Origin of the sequence: Rhizobacter sp. LjRoot28 (assembly GCF_964253025.1) — a bacterium.
In the GTDB taxonomy this organism is placed as follows: Bacteria; Pseudomonadota; Gammaproteobacteria; order Burkholderiales; family Burkholderiaceae_C; genus Rhizobacter.
In genome coordinates this window covers 1,749,800-1,762,044 of record NZ_CAXUQC020000001.1, presented here as the reverse complement: position 1 = coordinate 1,762,044, position 12,245 = coordinate 1,749,800, and the positions used below count along the sequence as shown (strand labels likewise).

The following is a 12,245-nucleotide window of genomic DNA, read 5'->3' as shown; positions in this document are numbered from 1 at the left end:
GGCCGACTAGAGGGGTGCCTTGTCAGTGCGAGTTCGCGGTGTCATAACCAGGATGCCTTTCTCGCTCTTGCTCGTTGCAGATCGACGCATTGTAGTGCAGCGGCGGCGGCCCTGCCCGCTCAGGACTTCACGGCCTGGTACCGGGCCTCGAGTTCCTGGCGCAGCTGCCGGCGCACCTGGGCGGCCCCGCTGCGGCGCACTTCCTCGGGCGAGCGCGGCACCAGCGGCTTCACCTCGACGGGCTTGCGGTCATCGTCCACCGCCACCATGGTGAAGAAGCAGCTGTTGGCGTGCCGGACGGTCTGGGTGCGGATGTCTTCGGTGATGACCTTGATGCCCACCTCCATCGACGTCCGTCCGGTGTGATTGATCGAAGCCAGGAAGGTGACCAGCTCACCCACGTGGATCGGCTGGCGGAAGGTCACCTGGTCGACGGACATGGTCACCACGTAGCGGCCCGCGTAGCGGCTGGCGCAGGCGTAGGCCACCTGGTCGAGCAGCTTGAGGATGCTGCCGCCATGGACGTTGCCGCTGAAGTTGGCCATGTCGGGCGACATCAGCACGGTCATCGAGAGCTGGTGGTTGGGCAGGTCCATGGGGACTCCGAGGAAAAAGCGAAAGCGGGATGTGACGCGGCGGTCAGAGGGGCTCGGCGTGCACCGGCTGGCCGGTCGCCAACGCGGCGAAGTCGTCCCGCAGGCGCTGGCTTTCGGCAACCGCCTGGGTCCATGCGCGGGTCCGGGCGCCGATGTCCTCGCCATAGCGGACGAAGTCATTGCGGTCGGGCAGCTTGCCGTTGGGCAAGCTGCGGATCCACTCCGGCCTCGGCGAGAGCACGACGACGTTGTCCAGCAGCGGGCTGCTCCGGTGGCGATGACGCAGCACCTTGTCCAGCCAGCCGGGGATGACGGTCTTCTGGAAGTGCGGATAGAGGGTGAGGCCCTGCGCCATCGACGCGTAGTCGAGGTGCAGGTGGTAGTCGGTGATGCCGCCGTCCCAGTACGCACCGCGCGGGCCGCCCGGAATGTCGTGCACCGCATCCAGCCAGAAGGGGATGGAGCAGCTCGCCAGGATGCTCAGGCGCAGGTTCCCTGCGTCGAGCTTGGCGGCATGGGTGCGGTAGTCGAGCGTGCGCAGCGGCAGCGGGTCCCGGGCGTCGGAGAACACCACCCGCTCCAGCCAGGCCCCCATGGCACGACGGCTCACCGCATTCGTGGCGAAGGCGCCCAGGTAGGCAAGCGGGGTCGTCACCTTGGAGAACGCCCGTCCTTCGCGCCGCAGCACGTGGCGGCCCCGGCTGGTGAACACGTGCAGCCGATAGCGCGGGTGCTCCAGCACCTCGCGCTCCCGCCCGCCGAAGTGCTCCGTGAGCTTGTCGCCGAATGCGGTGGTGACCTGCGTGGGCGTCGGGCGGCGGCCCGGCTCGTGAGGATAGTCCTGCGCGATGTAGTCCCGGCCCAGGCGGTCCAGCGCCTGCACCGGGTTGTCGAGGCAGGCGCTGGCCATGCGCCAGGCGCCGATCGACGCGCCGAGCAGATGCACCGGATGGGTCGTGCCGGCCAGCCACTCACCAAAGAGGTACTGGTCGAGCGGGTTGAGCACGAGGCCCTTCGGCCCGCCGGCAGCACCCGGAATGGCGTGCACGTCGGCCGGACGCAAACCTTGCTCGCGCAGGTGCGCGAGTGCCCGCGGGCCCGCGTGGATCTGCAAGGCCTTCATCGCGGGTGGCTCAGCGCTTGCCCTGCAGCTTGGCGAAGGCGGCTGCCATCGCCGAGCCGCCGGCCGGCGGTGCCGAGGCGCCACCTCGCCCCCCCCCGCCGCTCACCCGTTCGTTGCGGCCGGCCGGGCGATGCGAGTTGTCACCGCTGCGCTCGCCGCGCGGGCTCACGGCGGCATCGAGCTTCATGGTGAGCGAGATGCGCTTGCGGGCCAGGTCGACCTCCAGCACCTTCACCTTCACCACGTCGCCCGTCTTGACCACCTCGCGGGCGTCCTTGACGAACTTGTTGCTCAGCTGGCTGACGTGCACCAGCCCGTCCTGGTGCACGCCCAGGTCGACGAAGGCGCCGAACTCGGCCACGTTGCTCACGGTGCCCTCGAGCGTCATGCCGGGCTGCAGGTCCTTGAGGTCCTCGACACCGTCGTTGAAGCGGGCCACCTTGAAGTCGGGCCGCGGGTCGCGGGCCGGTTTCTCCAGCTCGGCCAGGATGTCCTTGACCGTGATGGCGCCGAACTTGTCGGTGGCGAAGGCTTCAGGCTTCAGCGTGCGGATGACGTCGCTGCGCCCCATCACCTCGGAGGCCGGCTTGTTCACCGCCCCGAGGATCTTCTCGACGACCGGGTAGGTCTCGGGATGCACGCCCGACTGGTCGAGCGGGTTGTCGCCGTTGCGGATGCGCAGGAAGCCCGCGCTCTGCTCGAAGGTCTTCGCGCCCAGGCCGCTCACGTCGAGCAGCTGCTGGCGGTTGCGGAAGGCCCCGTTGGCGTCGCGCCAGCGCACGATGCTGCCGGCCACGGCGGTGCTCAGGCCCGACACGCGTGACAGAAGCGGCGCCGAGGCGGTGTTCAGGTCCACGCCCACGGAGTTCACGCAATCCTCGATGACGGCGTCCAGGCTGCGCGCGAGCTCGCCCTGGTTCACGTCGTGCTGGTACTGGCCCACGCCGATGCTCTTCGGGTCGATCTTCACCAACTCGGCGAGCGGATCCTGCAGGCGCCGGGCGATGCTCACGGCGCCGCGCAGGCTCACGTCCAGATCGGGCAGCTCCTTGCTGGCGTATTCGCTGGCGGAGTACACGGAGGCACCCGCCTCGCTCACGACGACCTTCTCGATGTGGGTGCCGGGGGCGAGCTGCTGGATGCGCTTGATGAGGTCGGAGGCGAGCTTGTCGGTCTCGCGGCTCGCCGTGCCGTTGCCGATGGCAATCAGGTTGACGCCGTGCGTGGCGCACAGGCGGCCCAGGGTGTGGATCGAGCCTTCCCAGTCCTTGCGCGGCTCGTGCGGGTAGACGGTGTGGGTGTCCAGCACCTTGCCGGTGGCGTCGACCACCGCGACCTTCACACCCGTGCGGATGCCCGGGTCCAGGCCCATCACCACCCGCGGGCCGGCCGGCGCGGCCAGAAGCAGGTCGCGCAGGTTCTCGGCAAACACCTTGATCGCCACCTTCTCCGCCTCTTCGCGCAGGCGCGAGAACAGGTCGCGCTCGAGGCTCAGGCTGAGCTTGACCTTCCAGGTCCAGGAGATCGTCTTGCGGATGAGGTCGTCGGCCGGTCGCTTGGCGTGGCTCCACCCGAGGTGGATGGCGATGCGGCCCTCGGCCTTGGACGGCTGGCCCGGTTGCAGCTCCTCGTCCAACACGAGCTTGGCGTCGAGGAACTCCTGCGTGCGGCCACGGAACACAGCAAGCGCCCGGTGGGACGGTACGCGGGAGATCGGCTCGTCGTAGTCGAAGTAGTCCCGGAACTTGGCAACGTCGGGGTTGCTCTCGTCCTTGCCGTCCATCAGCTTGGAGCGGAAGAGGCCTTCGGCCCACAGCCATTCACGCAGCTTGCCGACGAGCGCGGCGTCCTCGGCCCAGCGCTCGCTGAGGAGGTCGCGCACGCCATCGAGCACGGCCGGCACGTCGGCAAAGCCGCCTTCGGCGTTCACGAAGCCGGCGGCTTCGGTCGCGGGGTCGAGCGTCGGGTCGGCGAACAGGCGATCGGCCAGCGGCTCCAGGCCGGCCTCGCGCGCGATCATGCCCTTGGTGCGGCGGCGCGGCTTGTAGGGGAGGTAGATGTCCTCCAGCTCCTGCTTGGTCGGCGCCGTTTCAACGGCGGCACGCAGCTCGGGCGTGAGCTTGCCTTGCTCGTCGATGCTCTTGAGCACGGCCGCGCGGCGCTCTTCGAGCTCGCGCAGGTAGCCCAGGCGCGATTCGAGCTCGCGCAGCTGGATGTCGTCCAGGCCGTCGGTGGCTTCCTTGCGGTAACGGGCGATGAATGGCACCGTCGCACCGCCGTCGAGCAGTTCCACTGCGGCATTCACTTGGGCCGGCCGGCACTTCAGCTCGGCGGCAATCTGCAGAAGGATCTTGTCCAAAACGAGGGGCCCGTCGGAAGGGCAAAGCGGGAAAGCGGCGAAGTTTGCCACACCGCCCTCCCCGCCTCCGGCCGACGGACGGCCGCCGAGCGCTCAGTGGCCCTCGGGCGCCGCCCTGCGCTCCCGCTGTGCGTCCGGCGCCGGCGGATTCTCTCGCCAGCGGGCGATGAGGTCGTTCAGCCGGGCCGGCTCCGCCGGCTTGATGAGGTGCTCGTCGAAACCGGCCTCGAAGGCGCGCCGACGCTCGCTTTCCTGGCCGTAGCCGGTTACGGCGATCAGCAGGGAATGAGCCGTCACGGGGGACTGGCGCAGGCGCTCGGCCACCTGGTAGCCGTCCATGCCGGGCAGGCCGATGTCGAGCACCACCACGTCGGGGGCGAAGACGGGTGCGCTGGCCAGCGCCTGCAGGCCGTCGTGCACCGTCTTCACCTCGTGGCCCGCGATCTCCAGGCACATGGCCGTGGTGGCCGCGGCATCCCGGTTGTCATCGACCACCAGCACCCGGCACCCGGCCACGGCCGGTGCGAGTGCGGCCGGCTCGGTGACGGGCGCACCACTCGGTACCTCGCTGAGGCAAGGCAGCACCACCTTGAACTGGGAACCGCGCCCGGCGCCCGCGCTCGAGACCGCCACCGTGCCCTTGTGCAGGTGAACCAGGCGCTGAACCAGCGTGAGGCCGACGCCCAGCCCGCCCTGGCTGCGATCCAGCGCCCGCTTGCCCTGCTCGAAGAGGTCGAACACGTTGGGCAGCAGCTCCGCGTCGATGCCGATGCCGGTGTCCGTCACGGTGATCACCGCCTGACCATTGCCCACCTCCAGGCTGAGGGCCACGTCCCCGCCCTTTTCGGTGTACTTGGCAGCGTTGTGCAACAGGTTGGAAACCACCTGCGCGAGGCGTGCGGCGTCACCGCGCAACCACACCGGGCCATCCGGCAGCGTGTGGGTGAGCCGGTGCGCCCTGGCCTCGATCACCGGGCGGGCGGTTTCCACGGCCATCAGGATGACGTTTCGCAGGTCGAGCAGCTCGGTCTGCAGGGCGATCTTGCCCTGGCTGATGCGAGCGACGTCGAGCAGTTCCTCCACCAAACGGGTCAGGTGGTTCACCTGCCGGCCGGTGACGTCGGTGGCCCAGGACAGCTTGGGGTCCGGCGGGGCCACCCGGCGGATCACCTCCAGTGCGTTGCGGATGGGCGCGAGCGGGTTGCGCAGCTCGTGGGACAGCATGGCAAGGAACTCGTCCTTGCGCTGGTTCGACTGCTGCAGCTTCTCCTCGGCCGCGCGCCGCTCGTCGATCTCGAGCTGCAGGCTGCGGTAGAGCCGCGCGTTTTCGAAGGCGATGGCCGCACGCGAGGCCAGGTCCTCGAGCGTGCCCCAGTGCAGCGCGCTTCCGGCGTCACGCACCGGGTCGATCCACAAGGCTCCCAGCACGCGCTGGCCGATCAGCAAGGGGATGGCTGCCGCCGGGGGCCCCCACACGCCGGGCGTGCTGGTGCCGCGCGCCACCTGGACGATGCGCCGCTCACTGATGGCGCGACCAATGGCATCGTGCTCCTCGCCATCCAGCTCGGCGAGGGTGCGCGCGTTCGGCACGGGTTTCTCGCCTTCCCCGGAAATGACAAGGGTGTGCGCCTCGCGTTCGTCAGGCAGCACGAGCGTCGCCCGGTCTGCCATGTTCGGCACCACGAGCTCGATCAGCTGCCGGGCACCCACCGCCAGGTCGAGGGACCCGCCCAGCACGCTGCTGGCGTGCGACAGGAAACTCGACCGCTGCGTGGCTTCCTCGGCCGCGATGCGGGCCGCTTCGGCCTTGGCCAGCGCCACCCGTTCGTCGGCCTGCATGCTCAGGCGGCGCTGCATCTGGTGCAGCTCCACGAACACCTTCACCTTGGAGCGCAGCACCTCCGGCACCACCGGCGAAAGGATGTAGTCCACCGCGCCCAGGGAGTAGCCGCGTTCGGTCTGCACCTCGTCCGCATAGGAGGTGATGAAGATGATCGGCGTGTGGGCGGAGCGCTTGTAGCGGCGGATGAGGCTGGCCGTCTCGAAGCCGTCGATGTCCGGCATGTTGACGTCGAGCAGGATCACCGCGAACTCGCGCCGGAGAATCTCCCGCAATGCCGCGCCGCCCGAGCGGACCGACACGATGTTCTGCCCCAGCTCCTCCAGCACCGTCTCGAACACCAGAAGCTTCTCCGGCATGTCGTCGACGATGAGGATGTCGCTGCGCTCCGCCGGCTCGGTGGCCAGCTCGCCGAAGTTGCTGTTCAACGGCACAACCAGCCCCTCAGCACGGCCAGCAGGTTCATCGGGTCGACCGGCTTGGAGAGGTAGTCCCAGGCGCCCGCCTCGATGCACTTCTGCCGGTCGCCCTTCATGGCCTTGGCCGTCACGGCCACCATCGGCAGGTCACGCCCTCGCGGACGTTTGCGGATCTCCTGCATGGTCGCCATGCCGTCCATCTCCGGCATCATGATGTCCATCAGCACGATGTCGATGGTGGGGTCGGCCTCCACCAGGCGGATGGCCTCGCGTCCGTTGTCGGCCGACACGATCACCATCCCCTCGTTGTCCAGCACCGTCGCCAACGCGAAGATGTTGCGCATGTCGTCATCGACGATCAGCGCCTTCTTGCCCTGCAGCGCGCGGTGCCCGCCCAGCACTTCATCGATCACCCGGCGCTCGTCCTCGCTCAGCAGCCCGGGGTTGCGGTGCAGCACCGCGTTCGTCTGCGCAAGCGTGGTCAGCCAGGCATCGCTCTGGCGCAGGGCGAACCGTCCGGCGGTGCCGCGCCAGGCGCTGTCAACGGTGCCGTGCGGTGCATGCAGCACCACGGCGAGCGGCCAGGCGGCTTCGCGCCGCTCCATGGCGTCGATCACGTCCTCCGGTCCGATGTCGCGCAGCGAGGCATCCACCACCACGGCATCCACGGTGGCGAGTGCGGCCCGCGCCGACGCAGCGTCCTCGGCGAGCACGGTCTCGACGCCTTCGTCGAGCCGGGCGAGGAACTCAGAGCGCTGCGGCGACGACGGCATCGCCACCAGCAGCCGGCGGCTCGGCCGGTCGACATAGGTGAACATGTCGCGCATGGCCGCGTCGACCGCGTCCTTGGATTGCAACGGCTTGGCCAGGAAACCGATGGCGCCCTGCTGCAGCGCCCGCTCCCGCGATTCATCGGTGGAGACGACGCAGATGGGAAGGTGCCGGGTCGCCTGGTCCGTCTTGAGGCGGTCGAGCACGCGCCATCCCTGCATGTCCGGCAGGAAGATGTCGAGCGTGATGGCGGTCGGGTGGTACTCGCGCACCATGGTCAGCGCGCCGGCCCCCGTGCCGCTCACCAACCCCTTGAAGCCGGCCAGGCGCGCAGCGTCCAGCATGACCTTGGCGAACCCGAGGTCGTTCTCGACGATGAGCAGCACGCGGTCACCCGAGGCGATGTCATTGCGGTCGTCGTCGGCGAGGTTGGCAAAGAGGCCGGTGTCGCCCTCCCCGCCGGCCCCGGTCTCGACCAGGTTCTCGGGCGGAAGCACCATGCCCGTGAAGGCCCCGCGCCGCAGCGGCGCAGCCCGCTCCTGCGGTGCTGGCAGCGCGGCCGGCCGCTCGGCCTCGGAGTCAGCACTGAGCCAGCGCACCTGGCGGCTCGGTCGGGCCGCCGTGTAGTTCTGCGGCAGGTACAGCGTGAAGGTGCTGCCGGCCCCGGGCGTGCTCACCAGGCGAATCTCACCGCCCAGCAGGCGCGACAGTTCGCGGCTGATGGCGAGGCCGAGGCCCGTGCCGCCGTACTTGCGCGAGGTGGAGCCGTCGGCCTGCTGGAAGGCCTCGAAGATGATCTGCTGCTTGTCCGGCGAGATGCCGATGCCGGTGTCGGAGACCGAGAAGGCGATGACCTGGTTGGCCCGGTTGAGCCCCTCGTTGTCCGGCGACCAGCCTTCGTCCACGGTCGCGATCGAGAACGCCACCTGGCCCTGGTGGGTGAACTTGAAGGCGTTGGACAGCAGGTTCTTGATGATCTGCTGCAGCCGCTTGACGTCGGTGATGAGCGACTTGGGGAGCGACGGACCGACGTTGATGACGAAGTCGACGTGCTTCGATTCGGCGAAGTGCCGGAAGCTGCGCTCCACCGAGCGATGCAGGTCTTCCACCCGCAGCTCGCTCACATCCACCGCCACCGTGCCCGACTCGATCTTGGACAGGTCCAGGATGTCGTTGATCAGCATGAGCAGGTCGTTGCCCGAGGCGTGGATGGTCTTGGAGAACTCGACCTGCTTGCCCGACAGGTTGCCGTCCGGGTTCTTGCAGAGCTGGTCCGACAGGATCAGCAGGCTGTTGAGCGGCGTGCGCAACTCGTGCGACATGTTGGCCAGGAACTCCGACTTGTATTTGGAGGTCAGGGCCAGCTGCTCGGCCTTCTCCTCCAGCGCCTGGCGGGCCTGCTCCACTTCCTGGTTCTTGCGCTCCACCTCCTGGTTCTGGTGGGCGAGCAGCCGTGCCTTTTCCTGCAGTTCCTGGTTGGTCTGCTGCAGTTCCTGCTGGCGGCTCTGCAGTTCCTCCGCCAGGGACTGCGACTGCTCCAGCAGGTCTTCCGTCCGCGAGTTGGCCTCGATCGTGTTGATCACGATGCCGATCGATTCGGTCAGCTGCGTGAGGAAGGCCTCGTGGACCGGGTTGAAGCGCTGCAGCGAGGCCAGCTCGAGCACGCCTCGCACCTGGCCTTCGAAGACCACCGGCAGCACGAGCACGTCCATCGCGGCGTTCTCGCTCAGGCCGGACGCGATGCGAAAGGCAGTCGATGGCACGTTGGTCAGCAGCACCTTCTGCTTGTCGAGGGCGCACTGGCCAACGAGGCCTTCGCCGAGGCCCAGCTCCTTGCCGTGCAGCTGCTGGCCGCCGGAGGCATAGCTCGCGAAGAGCTTCAGGCGCGGCACATCGGTGTTCGTGTGCAGCACGTAGAACTCGGCCTGCTGCACGCCCACGACCGGTGCCAGCTCGGACAGGATCAGCTGGCCGACCGTCACCAGGTCACGCTGGCCCTGCAGCATCCGGGTGAACTTGGCCAGGTTGGTCTTGAGCCAGTCCTGCTCGGTGTTCTTCTGGGTGGTGTCCTTCAGGTTGCGGATCATCTCGTTGATGGTGTCCTTGAGGGACGCCACCTCGCCCTGCGTTTCCACCGTGATCGAGCGCGTCAAGTCGCCCTGCGTCACGGCCGTGGCCACCTCGGCAATGGCGCGCACCTGCGTCGTGAGGTTGGCGGCCAGCTCGTTCACGTTCTCGGTCAGGCCCTTCCAGGTGCCCGAGGCGCCCGGCACCTTGGCCTGGCCGCCGAGCTTGCCCTCCACCCCCACCTCGCGCGCCACGGTGGTCACCTGGTCGGCGAAGATCGCCAAGGTGTCCGTCATGCTGTTGATGGTGTCGGCCAGCGCGGCGATCTCGCCCTTGGCTTCCACGGTCAGCTTCTGCTTCAGGTCGCCGTTGGCCACGGCCGTCACCACCTTGGCGATGCCGCGCACCTGGCTCGTCAGGTTGCCGGCCATGAAGTTCACGTTGTCGGTCAGGTCCTTCCAGGTGCCCGACACGCCGCGCACCTGGGCCTGCCCGCCGAGGCGGCCCTCGGTGCCCACTTCACGCGCCACCCGGGTCACTTCCGCGGCGAAGGAGGACAGCTGGTCCACCATGGTGTTGATGGTGGCCTTCAGTTCGAGGATTTCGCCCTTCACGTCCACCGTGATCTTCTCGGACAGGTTGCCGGCCGCCACGGCCTTCGTCACGTCGGCGATGTTTCGCACCTGGCTCGTGAGGTTGGAGGCCATCAGGTTCACCGAGTCGGTGAGGTCCTTCCAGGTGCCCGCCACGCCCTGCACGTCGGCCTGGCCACCGAGCTTGCCTTCCGTGCCCACCTCCCGCGCCACCCGGGTCACCTCGGCCGCGAAGGAGCGCAGCTGGTCCACCATGGTGTTGATGGTGTTCTTGAGCTCGGAGATCTCGCCCTTCACGTCCACCGTGATCTTCTTCGACAGGTCACCGGCGGCCACGGCCGTCGTCACCTCGGCGATGTTCCGCACCTGGCTCGTCAGGTTGCCGGCCATGAAGTTCACCGATTCGGTGAGGTCCTTCCAGGTGCCGGCCACGCCCTGCACGTCGGCCTGGCCACCCAGCTTGCCTTCGGTGCCCACCTCCCGCGCGACCCGGGTCACCTCGGCCGCGAAGGAGCGCAGCTGGTCGACCATGGTGTTGATGGTCGCCTTCAGTTCCAGGATCTCGCCCTTCACGTCCACCGTGATCTTCTTCGACAGGTCTCCGGCGGCCACCGCCTTCGTCACGTCGGCGATGTTCCGCACCTGGCTGGTCAGGTTGCCGGCCATGGAGTTCACCGAGTCGGTCAGGTCCTTCCAGGTGCCGGCCACGCCCTGCACGTCGGCCTGGCCGCCCAGCTTGCCTTCAGTACCCACCTCTCGCGCCACCCGCGTCACTTCAGCGGCAAAGGAGGACAGCTGGTCCACCATGGTGTTGATGGTGTTCTTGAGCTCGGAGATCTCGCCCTTCACGTCCACCGTGATCTTCTTCGACAGGTCGCCCGCCGCCACGGCCTTCGTCACGTCGGCGATGTTCCGCACCTGGCTCGTGAGGTTGGACGCCATGGAGTTCACCGAATCGGTCAGGTCCTTCCAGGTACCGGCCACGCCCTGCACGTCGGCCTGGCCGCCGAGCTTGCCTTCGGTGCCCACCTCCCGCGCCACCCGGGTCACCTCGGCCGCGAAGGAGCGCAGCTGGTCCACCATGGTGTTGATGGTGTTCTTCAGCTCGGAGATCTCGCCCTTCACGTCCACCGTGATCTTCTTCGACAAGTCGCCCGCGGCCACGGCGGTCGTCACCTCGGCGATGTTGCGCACCTGGCTCGTCAGGTTGCCGGCCATGAAGTTCACTGATTCGGTGAGGTCCTTCCACGTGCCGGCCACGCCCTGCACGTCGGCCTGGCCACCGAGCTTGCCTTCGGTGCCCACCTCCCGCGCCACCCGGGTCACCTCGGCCGCGAAGGAGCGCAGCTGGTCCACCATGGTGTTGACGGTGTTCTTGAGCTCCAGGATCTCGCCCTTCACGTCCACCGTGATCTTCTTCGAGAGGTCACCGGCGGCCACCGCCTTCGTCACGTCGGCGATGTTGCGCACCTGACTGGTCAGGTTGCCGGCCATGGAGTTCACCGAATCGGTCAGGTCCTTCCAGGTGCCCGAGACGCCCTCCACCCGCGCCTGGCCCCCGAGGGACCCTTCGGTACCCACTTCGCGGGCCACCCGGGTCACTTCCGAGGCGAAGGACCGGAGCTGGTCCACCATGGTGTTGATCGTGTTCTTGAGGGTCAGGAACTCGCCCTTGACGTCCACGTCGATCTTCTTGGATAGGTCGCCCTTGGCCACGGCCGTGGTCACGTCGGCGATGTTGCGCACCTGGTCGGTCAGGTTGCCGGCCATCGAGTTCACCGAGTCGGTCAGGTCCTTCCATGTGCCGGCCACGCCCTTGACCTTCGCCTGGCCGCCGAGCTTGCCCTCGGTACCCACTTCGCGGGCCACGCGAGTCACCTCGGCCGAGAAGTTGCCGAGCTGCTCCACCATCTTGTTGATCGTCTTGGCCGTGCGCAGGAACTCGCCCTCCAGCGGGCGACCCTCCACTTCGAGCGCCATGCTCTTGTTCAGGTCGCCCTGGGCCACGGCGCCGATCACGCGCGCGACTTCACTGGTCGGATGGACCAGGTCGTCGATGAGCGCGTTGATGCACTCGATGGATTCGCCCCAGAAGCCCTTGGCGTCGCGCAGCGAGGCGCGCTGCTTGAGCTTGCCCTCCTTGCCGACGACCTGTCGCAGGCGGGCGAGCTCCTCGGCCATGCTCGCGTTCTGCTCGACCACGTCGTTGAAGGCGTCCGCCACCTTGCCCGAGACGCCCGGCCAGTGCAGCGGCAGGCGAACCCCGGCGTCGCCCTTGCGCAGCGCGGTCAGCGCAGCCAGCAAGGCGCCCCATTGGGCGTCGTCGTTGCGGGCAAGGGTCGGCAGGTTGTCCAGCACGTTCATCGGTACTTCTCCAGGGATTGGGACGCGGCCCGCGATTGTGGCAGGCCGTGCAGATTCCGGGGGCGTCCGGCGCGGCCCGAGGGAGCACTTCCCCGGGCGTACTGCCGCCCTGC

The 12,245-nt window shown here is 68.3% G+C and carries 5 protein-coding genes; all 5 read right to left on the bottom strand.

Features of this window, described 5'->3' with window-relative positions:
- Positions 1-119: 119 nt before the first annotated feature.
- Positions 120-596, bottom strand: a complete 477-nt coding sequence (locus ACSQ2F_RS08275) for an acyl-CoA thioesterase (protein WP_436021620.1) — start codon at positions 594-596, stop codon at positions 120-122.
- A 43-nt stretch (positions 597-639) separates the two neighbouring features.
- Entirely contained in the window at positions 640-1,719 is a 1,080-nt protein-coding gene (locus ACSQ2F_RS08270; protein ID WP_436021618.1) for a patatin-like phospholipase family protein, read from the bottom strand.
- A 10-nt stretch (positions 1,720-1,729) separates the two neighbouring features.
- Positions 1,730-4,078, bottom strand: a complete 2,349-nt coding sequence (locus ACSQ2F_RS08265; RefSeq protein WP_436021616.1) for a Tex family protein — start codon at positions 4,076-4,078, stop codon at positions 1,730-1,732.
- Between the two features lie 93 nt (positions 4,079-4,171).
- On the bottom strand, positions 4,172-6,346 hold the full coding sequence (locus ACSQ2F_RS08260; protein ID WP_436021614.1) for a response regulator: 2,175 nt from the start codon (positions 6,344-6,346) through the stop codon (positions 4,172-4,174).
- On the bottom strand, positions 6,343-12,132 hold the full coding sequence (locus tag ACSQ2F_RS08255; RefSeq protein WP_436021612.1) for a HAMP domain-containing protein: 5,790 nt from the start codon (positions 12,130-12,132) through the stop codon (positions 6,343-6,345). The genes ACSQ2F_RS08260 and ACSQ2F_RS08255 overlap by 4 nt, the downstream gene beginning before the upstream one ends.
- Between the last annotated feature and the right edge of the window lie 113 nt (positions 12,133-12,245).